Annotated in this window: 15 protein-coding genes and 1 pseudogene; 6 read left to right on the forward strand and 10 right to left on the reverse strand. The window is 68.1% G+C overall.

Annotated elements, in window-relative coordinates; translation table 11 throughout:
• Positions 1-30: 30 nt before the first annotated feature.
• The 4 genes from AB0G15_RS25105 to AB0G15_RS25120 form a co-directional block, all read right to left on the reverse strand.
• Positions 31-1,224 (reverse strand): mandelate racemase/muconate lactonizing enzyme family protein, encoded by a 1,194-nt coding sequence (locus AB0G15_RS25105; protein WP_362844166.1) that lies wholly within the window; start codon positions 1,222-1,224, stop codon positions 31-33.
• A gap of 25 nt (positions 1,225-1,249) precedes the next feature.
• Positions 1,250-2,077, reverse strand: a complete 828-nt coding sequence (locus tag AB0G15_RS25110) for a carbohydrate ABC transporter permease (protein ID WP_362698427.1) — start codon at positions 2,075-2,077, stop codon at positions 1,250-1,252.
• Positions 2,077-2,904, reverse strand: a complete 828-nt coding sequence (locus AB0G15_RS25115; protein WP_362698430.1) for a sugar ABC transporter permease — start codon at positions 2,902-2,904, stop codon at positions 2,077-2,079. Before AB0G15_RS25115 ends, AB0G15_RS25110 begins: the two co-directional genes overlap by 1 nt.
• 166 nt (positions 2,905-3,070) lie before the next feature.
• Entirely contained in the window at positions 3,071-4,345 is a 1,275-nt protein-coding gene (locus AB0G15_RS25120; protein WP_362844168.1) for an extracellular solute-binding protein, read from the reverse strand.
• 139 nt (positions 4,346-4,484) lie between these two features.
• On the opposite strand from AB0G15_RS25120, the gene AB0G15_RS25125 reads away from it, so the two are divergent.
• Positions 4,485-5,255, forward strand: a complete 771-nt coding sequence (locus tag AB0G15_RS25125; RefSeq protein ID WP_362698436.1) for a FadR/GntR family transcriptional regulator — start codon at positions 4,485-4,487, stop codon at positions 5,253-5,255.
• A 114-nt stretch (positions 5,256-5,369) separates the two neighbouring features.
• Positions 5,370-6,218, forward strand: coding sequence for a fumarylacetoacetate hydrolase family protein (locus AB0G15_RS25130; RefSeq protein ID WP_362844171.1), 849 nt, complete (start codon positions 5,370-5,372; stop codon positions 6,216-6,218).
• An 80-nt stretch (positions 6,219-6,298) separates the two neighbouring features.
• Here AB0G15_RS25130 and AB0G15_RS25135 read toward each other — a convergent pair whose 3' ends face one another.
• The 3 genes from AB0G15_RS25135 to AB0G15_RS25145 all read right to left on the reverse strand — a co-directional run bounded on the left by AB0G15_RS25135 (position 6,299) and on the right by AB0G15_RS25145 (position 10,878).
• On the reverse strand, positions 6,299-6,682 hold the full coding sequence (locus tag AB0G15_RS25135) for a hypothetical protein (protein ID WP_362698444.1): 384 nt from the start codon (positions 6,680-6,682) through the stop codon (positions 6,299-6,301).
• Positions 6,683-6,888: 206 nt separating this feature from the next.
• On the reverse strand, positions 6,889-9,273 hold the full coding sequence (locus AB0G15_RS25140; RefSeq protein WP_362844173.1) for a ricin-type beta-trefoil lectin domain protein: 2,385 nt from the start codon (positions 9,271-9,273) through the stop codon (positions 6,889-6,891).
• A 243-nt stretch (positions 9,274-9,516) separates the two neighbouring features.
• Entirely contained in the window at positions 9,517-10,878 is a 1,362-nt protein-coding gene (locus tag AB0G15_RS25145) for a lectin (RefSeq protein WP_362844176.1), read from the reverse strand.
• A gap of 567 nt (positions 10,879-11,445) precedes the next feature.
• Here AB0G15_RS25145 and AB0G15_RS25150 point away from each other — a divergent pair.
• Positions 11,446-12,189 (forward strand): FadR/GntR family transcriptional regulator, encoded by a 744-nt coding sequence (locus tag AB0G15_RS25150; protein WP_362844179.1) that lies wholly within the window; start codon positions 11,446-11,448, stop codon positions 12,187-12,189.
• A gap of 499 nt (positions 12,190-12,688) precedes the next feature.
• Here AB0G15_RS25150 and AB0G15_RS25155 read toward each other — a convergent pair whose 3' ends face one another.
• Complete coding sequence (locus tag AB0G15_RS25155) at positions 12,689-13,069, reverse strand: hypothetical protein (protein ID WP_362844182.1); 381 nt, start codon at positions 13,067-13,069, stop codon at positions 12,689-12,691.
• Here AB0G15_RS25155 and AB0G15_RS25160 point away from each other — a divergent pair.
• Positions 13,068-13,334 (forward strand): hypothetical protein, encoded by a 267-nt coding sequence (locus tag AB0G15_RS25160; RefSeq protein WP_362844185.1) that lies wholly within the window; start codon positions 13,068-13,070, stop codon positions 13,332-13,334. The two genes, AB0G15_RS25155 and AB0G15_RS25160, sit on opposite strands and share 2 nt — an antisense overlap.
• 465 nt (positions 13,335-13,799) lie before the next feature.
• Here AB0G15_RS25160 and AB0G15_RS25165 read toward each other — a convergent pair whose 3' ends face one another.
• Positions 13,800-14,003 carry a hypothetical protein gene (locus AB0G15_RS25165; protein ID WP_362844325.1) on the reverse strand — a complete coding sequence of 68 codons (204 nt, stop codon included), beginning with the start codon at positions 14,001-14,003 and terminating at the stop codon, positions 13,800-13,802.
• On the opposite strand from AB0G15_RS25165, the gene AB0G15_RS25170 reads away from it, so the two are divergent.
• Positions 13,920-14,141 carry a hypothetical protein gene (locus tag AB0G15_RS25170; RefSeq protein ID WP_362844318.1) on the forward strand — a complete coding sequence of 74 codons (222 nt, stop codon included), beginning with the start codon at positions 13,920-13,922 and terminating at the stop codon, positions 14,139-14,141. The genes AB0G15_RS25165 and AB0G15_RS25170 overlap by 84 nt on opposite strands.
• A gap of 209 nt (positions 14,142-14,350) precedes the next feature.
• Positions 14,351-14,887, forward strand: coding sequence for a DUF1877 family protein (locus AB0G15_RS25175; RefSeq protein ID WP_362844187.1), 537 nt, complete (start codon positions 14,351-14,353; stop codon positions 14,885-14,887).
• A 158-nt stretch (positions 14,888-15,045) separates the two neighbouring features.
• Here AB0G15_RS25175 and AB0G15_RS25180 read toward each other — a convergent pair.
• A pseudogene (locus AB0G15_RS25180) lies at positions 15,046-15,486 on the reverse strand (DUF6228 family protein).
• Between the last annotated feature and the right edge of the window lie 85 nt (positions 15,487-15,571).

Genomic DNA, 15,571 nt, shown 5'->3' on the forward strand with positions numbered 1-15,571 from the left:
GTGTGGGCGGTCGGCGTCGGACGGCGGGACTCACCCCGGCGTCCGGTGCTGACCGTCCAGCACCAGGGGGGCGAGCAGGCGCTGCTGCGCGACGTGACCGTTGTCGGACACCGCCAGCAGCCGCCGGCCGGCCTGTTCCGGCCGGACGCCGGGACCGTCGGCCGACAGGGTGCCCGGCCGGCGGGTGAGCCCCCTGATGGCGTCCTCGTCGATCGTGAGGCCCAGGCCGGGCGAGTCCCCGAGGTGGAACGCGCCGTCCTCGATGTGAAGGTCGAGGGACACCCCGAGCGGCGGACGCAGGTCCTGCAGCTCGCTGGCCATGTGGTTCGGCACCGACGTCGCGGCGTGCAGCAGGCCGACCGGGACGTTGCCGACCGGGCTGACCGGCAGATCGTGGGCGTGCGCCAGGGCGGACACTCGCAGGAAGTGGGTGATCCCCCAGACCACGGCCGCCTGGACGATGTCGACGGCACCCGCGGCCAGCAGCGGACGGTACTGCTCGAGCCCGGTGAGGTTCTCCCCGGTGGCGACCGACGCGCGGATCCCGCGGCCGACGGTGGCCAGGCCCTCGGCGTCCCACCGCCGGACGGGCTCCTCGATCCAGGTGAGGTCCAGGGTGCGCTCGAGCTCGCAGACGTGCCGGATCGCTTGCTTGCGCGACCAGGCCTCGTTCGCGTCGAGCATCAGGCCCGGCCGCTTCCCGTGCCCCGCCTCGGTCAGGACCTCCCGGACCAGCGTCAGGCGGTGCCGGTCCCGCTCGATGTCGAGGCCGCCCTTGAGCTTGGCCGCCCGCAGGCCGTGCCGGGCGTAGACCTCGTACACCGAGACGAGCTCGTCGTCGGTCAGGCCGATGTCCAGGCCCGAGGCGTAGGCGGGAACCCGCCTGTCGCGCCCGCCCAGCAGGCGCCAGAGCGGTTCGCCGGCCGCCTTCGCCTTGATGTCCCACAGGGCGGTGTCGAGCGCGCCGATGGTCCCGAACACCGCGCCCGCGTGGCCCGCCTTGAAGGTCTGCCGCAGCATGCGGTCGTACAGCGCCGTGACGCCGCGCGGATCCTCACCCTCGATGGCGGCGAAGACGTTGTCCAGCTCCACGTGCGGCCCGACTCCGACGCCGGTGATCCCTTCGTCGGTGTCCACGACGATGATCGAAATCGGAACGACCCCGTCGGCGTAGACGCCGTTGGCGTCACCGACCGGACGGTCCCATTCCTGGACCGTCGTCAAAGTGCGATACCCCGAAATACGCATGTCAGCCCTTCGTGGAACCGGCGGTGACGCCGTCGGCGATCTGACGTTGGAGAAAGAGATAGACCATCAACACGGGCACGGCGGCGATCAGAACCCCGGAGGCGAAGGTGGGAATGTCGTCGGAGTACTGCCCGCGCAGCGACGTGACCCCGACCATGAGGGTGCGGTGGTCGGCCGACGGCATCATCAGCAGGGAGATGAGCACGTCGTTCCAGCAGAACAGGGCGTTGAGGATGCCGACCGACAACAGGGCCGGAATGCCTATCGGCAGCATGACCCGCCGGTAGACGCCGTACGTCGTGTTCCCGTCGATTCTCGCCGCGTCGATGATCTCCCTCGGAACGGTCTTGTAGTAACTCGTCATCAGGAAGATCGTGAACGGGAGGAACTGCGCGACGTAGGCCAGGATCAGTCCCGGATAGGTGTCGATGAGGCCGCTGTCGGCCATGACCCGCGTGAGCGGCACCATGATCACCTGGAACGGGATGAACAGCGCCGCGAGACAGCCCAGGAAGAGCGCCTTGGAGCCGCGGAACTGCAGCTGGCTCAGCGCGAAGCCCGCCATCGACCCGAGGAGCAGCAGGACGACCACCGAGATCGTCACCACGATGAGCGAGTTGGCGAAGTATCGTGCCATGCCGACGCTGGTCCACGCGGTGACGATGTTGTCCCAGTTCAGGGAGGTCACCGGGGAGAACCGGTCGAGGACGTAGTCACGCCGGGTCTTCATGGCGACGTTGACGGTGAACACGAGGGGATAGATCGTCGCCAGCGCGAGAAGCGCCATCGGAACGGCGAGCACCCACTTGCCCAGACGTTTGCCGAGCATCAGTCCTCCCTTCCGGCGCGGCGGAGCACGCTGATCTGCAGAAGCCCCACCACGAGCATGATGAGGAAGAGAACCGTCGAGGCGGCCGAGGCGAGCGCGGGGCGGTTCATCTGTCCCTGCTGGATCCAGACGTAGTACTCCGGAAGGTAGGTGGAACCCTCCGGGCCGCCGCTGGTCATGATGTACAGCAGGCCGAACATGGACGTCAGCATCCCGATCATCGTGGTCACGAAGACGAACTGGATGGTGCGGGTCAGGCCCGGGATGATCACGTGCCAGATGGTCTGACGGAGCGAGGCGCCGTCCATCCGGGCCGCGTCCAGGAGCGCGGGGTCCAGGGTGGCGAATCCGGCGAGGAACACCACCAGCGCCATTCCGAACGTCGCCCAGATGTGCACGCCGACCACCGCGAACATGGCGACGTCCGGGTCGCCGAGCCAGTCGACCGGGCCGACGCCGATCACGGCGAGGACGGTGTTCAACGAGCCGTCGAAGGCGAGCATGAGGTTGAAGATCGCACCGACGATCACCGGTGAGAGCACGGCCGGGAAGAAGTAGACGCTGCGGAAGACCCGGTGCCCGGGCACGCGCAGGTAGATGAACGTCGCGAGCAGGCCTGGGATGGCCACCGCCACGGGAAGCAGCAGCACCAGCAACCCGACGTTGCGCAGCGCGCTCTGGAACGTCGCGTCCTGGAACATCTCCAGGTAGTTGTCGAAACCGACCATCATGCCGTTGCGATCGCCGTCGCCCGTGAAGGAGAAGTTGACGCCCAGCAGCAGCGGCCACAGCCGCAGCGCCACGATGATCAGCAGGGCCGGAGCCACCAGTACGTAGGGCGCGAGGCGTTCGGAACGCCACGTGCGCGAGGTCGGGCGGCGGGAAACGGGCCCGGTCCCATCGGGACGTGCCCGTCGCCTCGCCCCCTCTCCGCCGGCCCGCCCGGAGTCGACCGGGCGGACCAACGGTGACGAATCTCGGATCGGCACGAGATCAGCTCGCCCGATCCGAGGCAGCCAGCTGCTCCACCACCTCGTCGACGGTCGCCGATCCGCTCAGGAGCTGCTGGGAAAGCCTTCCCATCAGGTCCAGGGTCTTCGAGGACAACGCGACGTGCAGGGCCGGCTTACCCTCCTTGAGCTGCGACACGATCGTGCCGACGGCCACGGGGCCCTGCGACACGTCGATCGTGGTGTCGGAGGCGATCGCGCCGGCGTCGGCGTAGAAGGAGGTCAGGGCGTCGGTCGTGGTCAGCGACCGCACCATGTCGGCGGCCACCTTCGGGTCCTTCGCCCCCTTCGCGACCGCGTAGCCGATGCCGCCGTCGTACGCGAGGCTCGGGGTGGTCCCGTCGGTGACGACCGGGGACGACATGACGCCGACCTTGTCGTCGCCCAGGAACTCGCTGAAGTCCTTCCAGTGCCCGATGTCCGACATCAGCCCGATGATGTGGGCGGCCTTGCCGGAGTTGAAGATCGTGAAGGCGTCGTTGAACATCGCGGTCGAGTTGCCGCCCTTGTTGTTCAGCCCCGAGTCGCCGGCGTCCTTCCACAGCTTGAAGATCTGCTTCACGTGGGGAGAGTCCCAGGCGCGCTTACCGGCGATCCAGTCGTCGTACTCCTGCGCCGTCAGGATGCCCGAGCCGAGGCCCGACATGAAGAACTGGATGCCGGCGCCCTCCTTGTTGCCGAGCGCGAAGCAGTCGGCCCCGGTCTTCTGCTTGATGGTGCCGCAGTCGTCGACGAACTCCTTCCACGTCGTGGCGGGGCTCGCCGGGTCGAGGCCGGCCTTCTCGTACAGCGTCTTGTTGTAGTAGATCGGGTGGCCCTGCAACGTCACCGGCGCGCCGTAGATCTTGCCGTCCTTGCTGAACGCGTCCCAGCCCGCCAGGCGCTCCTTGTCCTCGGCCACGTACTGGTCGAGGGGGAGGAGCGAGTCCACGCGGTCGCGGATCTGGCCGCCTCCGTTGAAGAGCATGACGTCCGGTCCCGTGCCGGCCTGGATGGCCGCGCCCAGCAGGGTGTAGTACTGGTCGAACGGCTGGGCCACGAATTCGACCGTGACGCCGGGATGCTTCTTGGCGAAATCGTCCTTCGCCTTCTTGATATAGGAGGCCGCGGCCGCGTCACCGGACTTCCAGTCCCAGACCACGAGCTTCGTGGCCTTGGCGGAATCGCTCGGCGACGACGCGGGCGGGGTGGCGCTCCCGCAGCCCGCTAAGGCCAGGCCGGCGACCAGGGCGACCGACCACAATGTTCGCTGCTTCATTGATGTTCACTTTCCAGAGGACGGCCGGCTCGCCCGGCCGCGGTTTGAGGCGAAACGTAATTCGTATGACGTCTGACGTCAATATGTGTGACATATACTGATGTCGAAATGTGGCGCCGCCCGGGGCACCGGAGGAGATATGACGACATCGCAGGAGTCGCCGCCGAGCGTCGCGTCCCCACCGGCCTGGGTACGACGGCCGGCGAACCTCGCCAGGGCGGTGACGGCCGAGCTGGTGGAGCGCATCGTCCGGGGAGTGCACCCCCCGGGTACGCCGCTGCCCGCCGAGCCCGCGCTCTGCGACGCCTTCTCGGTGAGCAGGACCGTCGTCCGCGAGGCGGTGAAGATCCTTCAGGAGAAGGGGCTGGTGCAGGTCCGCCAGGGCAGCGGCACCATCGTCACCCCGCCGACGATGTGGGACATGCTCGACGAGCTCGTCCTCGCGGCGACCATCGCCGAGGACGAGAGCCTGGCGATCCTCGACGACCTCGTCGTCACCCGGCGCGTGCTGGAGTCCGACATGGCGAACTTCGCCGCCCGCCTCGCGGACCAGGACACCGTCGACCGGTTGTGCGCGCTGGTGGACCGGATGGACGAGCTCGTGGACGATCATGTCACGTACGCCGACCACGACCGCGCCTTCCATGACGTGATCATGCAGGCGTCCGGGAACCGTATCGCCCGTGGCGTGGTGCGGGCCCTGGAGAGCCAGGTCATCAACACCGCCCGCTACATGGGCCAGCCCCAGCGGGCCCTGTGCGTGGCGTCCAACCTCGGCCATCGCCGCATCTACGAGCGCATCGCCGCCCACGACCCCGGCGGCGCCGCCGAGGCGATGTTCAAGCACATCACCGACGCCTGGCTCGTCCGTCGCGGCGGGCCGGACGAGCCCGTGCGCCTGGAGCGCTGAGCGCGAACCCCGCTCGATCGGCGCGCGGCGTCTGTTGACTTCACTCCGATCCGATGAATCCGCCAGGCTCGGCCCGATGGGCATGCCTGCGAACCAAGTGGAAGAAGGCGTTTCATGAAACTGTTTCGGGTGGGGCCGCCGGGTCAGGAGCGGCCCTGTGTCATGGGGCCCGACGGCAGGGTGCTGGACCTGTCGGGACTGACGGCCGACATCGACGGCGCGTTCCTCGCCGGGGGAGGCGTCGAGCGGGTACGCTCCGCCCTCGCCGAGGGTGGCCTGCCCGAGGCCGGACCGTACGAGCGGATCGGCGCTCCGGTGGCCAGGCCGGGGAAGATCATCTGTATCGGGCTGAACTACTCCGACCACGCGGAGGAGACCGGCGCCGCCATCCCCGCCGAGCCGGTGGTCTTCATGAAGGCGTCCAACACGGTCGTCGGCCCCGAGGACGAGGTCCTGGTGCCGCGCGGCAGCGTGAAGACCGACTACGAGGTGGAGCTGGCGGTGGTCCTCGGTGGCACGGCCCGCTATCTGTCCTCCCCGCAGGAGGCGGCGGGCGTGATCGCCGGATACGCGATCGCCAACGACGTCTCCGAGCGGGAGTTCCAGAACGAACGCGGTGGCCAGTGGGACAAGGGCAAGTCGTGCGAGACGTTCAACCCGCTGGGCCCGTGGCTGGTCACGCCGGACGAGGTGGGTGATCCGCAGGCTCTCGGCCTGCGCCTGTGGGTCAACGGGCGACTCCGCCAGAACGGCAGCACCAAGAACCAGATCTTCGGCGTCCATCACGTGATCTGGTACCTCAGCCAGTTCATGGTCCTGGAGCCGGGCGACGTGGTGAACACCGGCACCCCCGCCGGGGTCGCCCTCGGCATCGGCCCGGAGGCGTACCTGCGCGCGGACGACGTGGTCGAGCTCGAGATCGACGGCCTCGGCCGCCAGCGTCAGCGGATGGGGCAGGCGTGAGAGCGGAGGAAACGCTCCCCGAGCGCGCGGAGGCGCGTGGGAGAGGGCCGGCACGGAAGTGCTCCCGGTGAGGTCGGCGGTTACGGACGCGTGTTTTCCCGCGTAGGGCTGTCGGGGAGGTCCGAGGGATCGGCGGAGGGAGCCGGGCAGGGCAGGCCCAGGGTGGTGATGCGCCGCACCAGGGCGTCGCGCCGCACCTGGACCTGCCGGCCGCCGTCGTAACCGGCCAGGGTGGCGGCGTGAACCTCGGCGATGACGTGGGAGTGCGGGACGTTGAGCACCGCGGCGGCCGTGGCGACGCTCACCAGGGGCTCGTCGGGCAGCATCGCCAGCCGTTCGGCGATTATGCGCTCGCGGAACTCGGCGGCGAACCACACGGTGGCGTCTCCGATGCCGAGATGGAGGACGAGGCCTTCACGTTCCAGGTGGAGCAGGAGGTCGTCGATGTCGCCTGGCGTGCTCATTCGGCGCTTTCCCTCGTATCGGTGGTGTCGTCGGGGTGGGGGACGCCCGGCACCGCGTTCCGGTGACGACGTCCCCCGGGCCGCTCCGGACAAGTGGGTTCGTCCGGGGCGGCCTCCCCGTCCCGGCCTTGCGCGGCCGGGGTGTCCGGGCGATGGCCTTCGCCGGGACGGCGGACCGTCCCGGCGAAGGTGTGAGACCGGCTGGATCAGTTGCGCAGGGTCCATTTCTGGCTGGTCGTGCCGGTGCAGGACCACAGCTGGACCTTGGTCCCGTTGGCGGTCCCGAAGTTGGTCGCCTCCATGCACTTGCCGGACTGCACGCCGGTGATGCTGCCGTCGGCGTTGACGTTCCACTGCTGGTTGGTCCCGCCGTTGCAGTCCCAGATGATCACCTGGGTGCCGTTGGCGGTGCCCTGCCCGTTGGCGTCCAGGCACTTGTTGCCGTACACCTGCAGCTGCTTGGAGGGGGTGTGGGTGAAGCGCTGGTTGGTGCCGGTGCCGCAGTCCCACAGCTGGGCTTGGGTGCCGTTGGTGGTGGTCGAGTTGGGGATGTCCAGGCAGCGGTTCGACTGGACGCCGACGAGCTGCACCCCCTGCGGGGGGGTGCTTCCCTGGGGCCCGGCGGCCGCCATCACGGCCTGGGCGCCCGAGGGCCAGTTGCCGTTGGTGACCGTGACGTTGTTGTTGACGACGTTGCCGCGGTCGCCGTTGGTCACGTTGGTGCTGCCGTTGGTCGACCAGTTGCCGGTGACGGTGAAGTTGCCCATGTTCTCGGCGTACCAGTAGTTGGCGGTGGCCCAGGTGCCGGTGGAGGAGAAGACGTTGTTGCGGGCGGTGTAGTACCGCGAGCCCTCGTCGAAGTAGACGCCGAAGTAGCCGTTGGTCCGCAGGCAGTAGTTGTCGCTGATCAGCCCGCCCTGGTTCGCCGACAGCGTGTAGATGCATCCGCCGTCGTTCATCTGCTGCATGACGTCGTGCACGTAGTTGCCGGAGAGCCGGTTGTTGGACGCGGTGGTGGGCGTGGTGTAGCGCGGCTGGTAGTTGTACAGGCCGCGGCCGGCGTAGTGCTCGCTGCCGCCGGCGTCGTTGGCGCCCCAGCCGTACCCGATCGACATGCCGGTGTAGGGCATGTTGTAGACCTCGTTGTTGGTGACGGCGGAGGTGCTGACGTAGGTGGTCAGGACCGAGACGATGCCCCGGTACTCGACGCCGAGGTCATGGATGCGGTTGTTGCTGACGGTGACGTTCCGGTTGACCATCCGCTGGTCACCGGGGTGGTGGGCGTCGGCGCGCACGCCGCCGACCACGATGCCGCCGGCCGAGCTGCGGGCGATCTCGGAGCGGGTGACGGTGATGTTGCTCGCGCCCAGGCCGACACCGCTGGCGTGGGCGTTGGCGTCGTTGCCGATGCCGATGGCCGTCTGGCCCAGGTTGAAGAACTGCGAGTCGCTGAAGGTGATGTTGTTGGCGGCCGACACCTGCACGGCGGCGGGCATCTGGTACCAGTTCGGCCGGGTGGCCTCGAACTGCGGGCAGCCGTTGTGGCAGGAGGTGAAGGCGGGCCAGCTCCAGTTGCCGGCCATGTAGACGCCGGTCTGCTGGTCGACGTAGCCCTGGTTGCCGCTCGGCGCCATCCAGGTCGTGCCGGTGAACGTGATGCCGGTGAAGGCGATGTGGTGCGCGGGCGCGTCGTAGGTGCCGCCGACGTTGACCAGTGACTGCAGCTGCGGCAGCTCGACGCTGACGGTGCTCATGTTCTGCCCGGACAGCGGGATGTAGGACAGCGTCCCCGTCCAGGGGTCGAGGTACCACTCGCCCGGCGCGTCGAGGAACTCGTAGGCGTTGGACAGGTAGAGCGGTCCCGCCCGGTGCGGGCTGGTGAAGGTGTCGTACCCGAAGTTGTTGTTGCTCCAGCCGGGCTGCTGCATCGAGATGAAGTTGCCGGTGATGTTCTGCACCGACACGTACCGGTCGGTGAACGAGTTGACGGCCTCCATCTGCACCCGGCTCTTGTTGGCGAGGTTGTTCAGATAGCCCAGGGCGCCATTGGTGAAGGACAGGCCGTTGCTGTTCGCGGTGAAGTCCGCCCGGTTCACCTGGGTGCGGGCGCGGGTGGCGATGGCGCCGTTGACGTAGAGCTGCCGGGTGTCGACCCCGGTGCCGACGTTGGCCCGCCAGATGTTCTTCCCGGAGTCGGCGAGGGTCCAGCCGGTGACCGCCCTGGCGCCGCTGATGACGGGACGGGCGCCCGCGGCGGCCTGCCACTTGACGGTGTAGCCGTTGTTGCCGGAGTCGGCGGCGGTCAGCCGGAGCGGCGCGGAGAGCCGGTACGTCCCGGCGGCCAGCTCCACGACGATGTCACCGGACATCGCGCCGGTGAGCGCCCGCACCGCGGTCTGCGCGGCGGGCAACGAGCACGGCTGGGCCGTGGAGCAGCTGGTGCCGGTACCGGAGGGGGAGGCGTAGAGGGTTGTGGTGGCCGCTGAGGCGGGGGAGACCGGCGCCACCAGGGCGGCCGCGGCGGTCAGCCCGAGCGCGGTGGCTCCGGCCAACGCCAGTCTCCGCATCGCGGAGTACGAGAATTCGAACACAGGATTTCCTTATGTGGGGGGTGGGGGAGCGGCCGACGGAACATCCCATCGGAGCCGGCCCGGCGGGTACGGCTCCGGTCCTCGCGCCGCCCGGGGCGCGGCCGTCCGGGTGCGGACGGCGCGTTGCCCCCCGGGGGCGGGCAGGCGGTGAAAGTACCCCTGCAGTGGAAGGGGATCCCTCGCCGGGGCGGTGCCTTCCCCGGCGAGGGATCCTGAAGGTGTCTCAGAGGTCCGGAAAAGGGATCAGGTTCGGGTCCAGCGCTGGTTGCTTCCGCCGTTGCAGTCCCAGATGGCGAGCCTGGTGCCGTTGGCGGTGGCGCTGTTGGGCACGTCCAGGCACTTGTTCGCGCCGATGGCGGTGATGGTGCCGTCGGAGTTGAGGCGCCACTTCTGGTTGTTCTGGCCGTTGCAGTCCCAGATCTGGACCAGGGCGCCGTTGGCGGTGCTCTGGTTGGCCACGTCCAGGCACTTGTTGCCGTAGACCCGCAGCTCGTTCGCGGCGGTCGAGGTCCACTGCTGGTTGCTCTGGCCGTTGCAGTCCCAGAGGTTGACCGCGGCGCCGTTGGCCTGCGAGACGCCGCTCACGTCGAGGCACCTGCCCGAGCCCACACCCCGGATTCCCCCGGCCGTTCCCGGCGTCGGAGTCACCGTCGGAGTCGGAGACGGAGTGGGGTCGGGGTCGCTCCCGAACTGCGAGAAGAACCTCCACACCTCCCCCTTGGTCCAGGTGGTGATGCCGCTCTCGGCGTAGGTCCCGTCGACGGGGCCGGGCATGTGACCGTTGTCGAAGGCGGCCCACACGACCGGGTACCCGGCACGGCACCCCGAGTAGGTGGTGGTGATGTGCGTCCTGCTGCCCGAACCCGGCTCCGGCGGGTTCTGGGGGGTGCAGCCGTTGTTGCGGACGAACCTGTCGCGCAGCGACCGTCCCTGGGAGATGTTGAGGACGTTGTCACCGATGCCGTGCAGTCCCATGTACGCGATGGGCTCGTTGCCGCCGCTACACCCGCTGAGCTGCGCGCCGGCGTAGACCGCGACCGCGCGGAAGACCGTCGCCCTGCTGCACGCGAGCGAGTAGCTCATCCCGCCGCCGTAGCTGAAGCCCATGGCGAAGCGCTGCGTGGTGTCGACGCACAGGGAGGCGTCGAGCAGCCTGTTCAGGTCGTCGACGAGGGTGATGTCCTCGTTGTTGGAGTTGGCCCAGCCGTTGCCGATGCCCTGGGGCGCGACGAAGATCCCGTTGTTGTTCGACATCTGCCGCATGCCGTAGAAGGACCAGGGGTACCCGCTGGTGCCGCCCGAGTCGATCTCGTTCATCGTGCCGCCACGCCAGTGGAACCCGAAGAACACGCGGTAGGGCGTGTTGTTGTTGTAGTTGTCGGGGAGCCTCAGGATGTAGGAGCGCGTCTTGCCGCCGCTCTGGATCGTGCGCGTGCCGCTCGTCAGCGCCGGGGCCTTGCCGCACCCGGCGGTCGGCGCGAGGGCGGCGGTGCCCGTGGACGACGTGGTCGCGCCGGCGCTGTTGCTCAGCGCCGCGTGACCCGTGGACAGGACGAGAAGCGCCGCGGCCGCGATCGCCCCGAAGAGGGATCTGTGCTTCAGCATCACGTCACTCCTCCTGCGGTTCGGACATCGACACGTTTGGATGGGGACGCCACTTGGTTCTCCTTCGTTGGGGGGTGAGAGCCTCAGCCGGCAGGCATGGTGGCTCGACGCCGTTTCGTTGGTTCCCGCGCCGAACATCACACCCAGCCGGTTCTTGCCGGTGTCGCCGAACGGCCGCGTCCCGGAGGGACTGCGTGAGCCCGAGGCGGTCAGGCCACGACAGCCGCGGAGTGCCCCGCTCCAGATGCGGTCCAGCCGAGGAGGAGACCCCCGACAGGAGGCATCCCGGAGACTTAGCTACTAATTACGTTCCTCACGCTGAGGCGCGTCAAGACCTTAAGCCCACTTATTTCCGACTCATCACAAGAGGGCCTTTGCCGGAGTGGGAACCCTTCCGCATATAAGTGCAGCTAGACGGCTTTCCCTTTCCTCCCCATCGATGGGCGGACTCGGAAGCACGCCAGATGTGTAGCATTCAATGCCGCACAATCGGTAAGGATTGGTGCTGGTCCGGCCGTCAGTTGGCCGTACTCTTGGGGAGGTGGTGGCAGGGAGGGGAGCGGCAGCGTGATCGATACTCCGCGCGCGGAAGGCGCGTACCGGCCGGGCTACGAGGTGGCCGCGGAGCAGGTGCTGGAGTTGATCAGCCGGTTGCGCCTGCGGCCCGGCGACCGCATGCCCACCGAGAACGAGCTGGCCCGGCAACTGGGCACGAGCCGGACCGTCGTGCGCGAGGCGGTGAAGATACTCTCGGCGCTCGGCCGGGTACGCGCCCAGAAGGGGCGCGGCCTCTACGTGGCCGACGACGAGGGGATGCTCGGCACCGGCCGCTGGGCGTCCTTCTTCCTGCCCACCGACCTGGACCACGTCTACATGCTCTTCGAGTTCCGCCGGGCCCAGGAGATGGAGACCAGCCGGCCGGCCGCCCGTCGCGCGACCCCGGCGGAGCTGGGAGACATCGAGAAGTCGGCCGGGGTGTGCCGCCACGGATTCGACAACGGGCGCGAGGATCTGTTCATCGAGGGCGACGACGCCTTCCACGCCGCCATCGCGACGGCCTCGCACAACATGTTCCTCCAGATAGCGGTGCGGGAGGTCCGCCGGCTGCAGGCCCAGTCCAACCTCATCGGGCTGCGCGGCTCGATAGGCGGGCACGCGGCCAAGGCCGTCGAGGAACACGAGGCCATCTACCAGGCCATCCGCGCCGGCGATCCGGAAGCGGCGGCCCAGGCCGCGGCGACGCACATCGACAACACGCTGGACGGCTACCGCAGGGAGATCCAGCAGCGCATCTTCTCGCCGACCGGTTGATTCCCCGTGAGCGGATTGCGCGGGTAGTGAGGGCGCGGCGCCGCCAGGACACGCCCGACGCCGTCGCGCCGGTCGCCCGCGGTGGCCGGCATGAGCCCCGCGTGCGCCGACAACGCTCTGCTCGGGAGGGGAGAGCGAGGGGCCGCCCGACCGCCGCAGGACGGTCGCGGGTGAAAGTTTCACCGCGTCGCGCTCCCGGGAGGAGCGAACGCCCTTGGGCGAAAGCAGATAGGACCCGGTCGTCGAACAAACGCCCGGAATGCAGGACCCACCGATTCTTGACAGGCATTCCTTGCTTCGTGTCTACTCTGCCGCACCATTCACAGCCAAGCCCCACCGGGCAGAGGACACGTCTTAATGAACCTATGTGAGCGCTGACAAAGACACTCGACTCGAGCGTCCCGCCCCAGACGCTCTGTCCAGGCCGTTTGACGGAGGAATGTGAGCGTTACCGTCACCAGCTCTCCTCGCACAGGACATCCTGAAGGACTCACGCGGATCAACCGCCATCGATGCCGGGACGCCGATGAGGTGGGCCCGGTGATCGCGGTCGATCCGGAGCCGGTCCGCGCGAGCTTCCCGCGGAACGACTCCAGATCGACCGGGTGAGGAACCCGCCCAGGGCGCCGACCGTCCCACGGGTGGGACTGTCGAAGACACACGACTTGCCCAACCGGCCCAGCTCCCAGCGCGCCTCGTCCAGGTCCAGCATCCGGGCTTCGTTGATCCGTAACCCGACATCGGTGACCAGCCGGGCGACGGCGTGGTTGCGGCCGGCCGGGGCGAACTTGCGGCAGCTCAGCAGCTCTTCGCGCCACCCCGCGAACAGCTGCTCGATCTCCTCGGCGGTCGGCGGGACGTACTCCGCCGCCAGGGCCATGACCGAAGGGCTGAACGGCCGTCTCAAGGGCCACGACCTCGACCTCGGCGATCCGATGAACCGGCTCGCCCACGGCCGCGTCGCCCAGGCCATCCTGGTCGCATTGCTCGTCACCGTCGCCAACGACCACTTCCTCGACCAGTGGCGCCACATCCACCAACCCCCGGACGCGCCCGACACATCCGCCGACATCTTCGAGAGCCCAGCAGAGCGCCTCGACCGCTCGCCGCTCACGGGCCGAAACAGGCCACCACCCGCCCCATGACCCGCACTTCAGATCACCTTGTCGCAACACCCGGCCCGGAGCCGGCATCACCATGCCCGGCGACGTGAACTCCGGCCTCCACCAGCGCCCTGCCATCACCCGGGCCTTCCCGGACCCCTGCTCCGCGGCTCCCAAACCAGGACGACCCCAACTCGGAAACCCCTGAAACGACAAGATCCCGCCTGATCGCGATGATCAGACGGGATCCCGTCAACCTCAGTCCAGCCGTTTCAAGAACGGCCCCTGGTGGGGCGTTCACGAGTGGCTTTGACCTGCTGACCGACAAAGGGATCATCGATTGCTTCCCGGAATGAAGGTGATCGTTTCCCGGCGGTCAAGGGAGGCCGCGAGCTGTTACGGTTGCTCACCGTGTCGTATCCGGACCCCCTTCTCGACCTCATCCACCGCACCCAGCGACCACCGAGCCGCTGACATGGCCGTTCGACTCGCCTTCTCCCGCACCGATCACTTCGAGGTGGTGAAGCAGGAGTCCGGCGAAGCGCTCTCAGCGGGCGGCGTGGCGTCGGCGAGTTCCTCAGCGTGCGCGACGATGGCGTGGGGCTGGACCCGCGCGGCGCCGAGCGGCTGTTCGCCCGGCACGTCGGCGAACCTCACACCGGGAGTCCCGGCATCGGTCCAGCTCTGGTGGGCGAGGTGACGGACGCGCACGGCGGCACGATCGATGTGGACGGGCGGCCGGGAGCCGGAGCGAGCTTCACCGCCCTTCTCCTGCGGGCCGCGCCGGACGACCGCGCCCGGTGCCTGTCCCGGGTCTTTGCCGCGGCTCCACTCTCGCGCGCCGGGTGAGCCGGTTGAGCGCATCACGTCGACGCAGAGAGCGATACCTGCCTTACGACCCCGTAGCCTCGGGACACCGGGCCGAGCGTCCTCGCCCTAAACTCGGACAGGTTTTACGACACACGTCGCGGCACATGCCCGATCGCGCGGTAACGGCGGAGGAAATCTCTGTGGGAATAGATTTGTCCACCTCGGCGGTTCGGTTGAACACACCCTCGATGCGTCTCATCCAAGCCGATCCCGAGCAGCGGGAACTCGCCTCACTGTGGCTTTTCAGTCCCCCCGACGACAAGCCGTTGTCCGACCTCGATCGCAGACTGCTGGCCACGCTTCCCGAAGAGTTCCGTACCACCGGCCCGTTCCCGGACCGCTCCTACGAACAGGCCGAATATCTCCTCGACCCGGCGGACTACAGAAAGGTGAACAGCTGGCCCGAGCGGGAACGGTCACTGCCGTACCGGATCATCCAGGGGGACCGGCGCTTCGCCGATCATGAAGATCTGGAAGCTCCCTGGCGGTGCTCCACGACGTCCTTCCTCGCTGAAGCCGCAGCCACGATTGACGCGCTCGATGTAGCGGCTGTCCGTCAGGAATTCTCCGTCGTCGAAATGAGAAATCTTGGCGTCTACAAGGTGCACGAGATCGAACCTGACGACGAGGTGTTCGATCGGGTGCTGGACCGGCTGCGGCTGCTTGCTCACTACTACCACCAGCTCGTAGCGCTCGACTTGGACCTCATCATCGCAACTGTGTGACGGGGAAGGGCAGCGGCAAGGTGCGGATGCTGGTCGCCGCCAGCATTGAGCGCTCCCCCTACCGGGTGGGAACGGCTGCTGCCCCCGCATAACCCTTGATCAGGAGGAGGCCCGATTCCACAAGCCGGAGTCGGGCCTCCTCGATGTGAGCAGAATGCTCACATCTCTGGTAACCCGCTCAAGAACTCAGGCCTGGAGGGGAGGTCGAGGAACTCCCGGAGATCGGCAGCCAGGTTGCGCAGTTGCTCTCCGGCTTCCAAGAGCGTGGTGACCGATGCCTGCCACCCGGCGTCCATGGGTGCTCACGACCGGAGTTGCCACTGCAGCGCGACATGCCCGCCAGAGTGGAACGTCGCCGTGACCGCGAACTGGTCGACGCTCCAGGTGCGTTCTCCCTCCCACCCTCGAAAGTCGGCCACCAGCTCGTCCAGGAACTCGGTGAGAGGCCGATCCCACACCAGTTGAGCCACACAGTCGAGATGAACGTCGAGCCCATCGGCGCAAAGATCCAGCGAGAACTCCACCCCGGACGGCTCCGGCGCATGGAGGTTGCTGAACCGGACAATCGCGCTTCGGTCGTACTGACAGCGGACGATCACACTTTGGGGGGCACGGTAGAGGACCCGCCATCAGGCGGCAGCCATCCTCCTCGTTTTAATTGACGCGCTGTATAGCATTACCGAT

Origin of the sequence: Streptosporangium sp. NPDC023825, from assembly GCF_040639575.1 — a bacterium.
In the GTDB taxonomy this organism is placed as follows: Bacteria; Actinomycetota; Actinomycetes; order Streptosporangiales; family Streptosporangiaceae; genus Streptosporangium.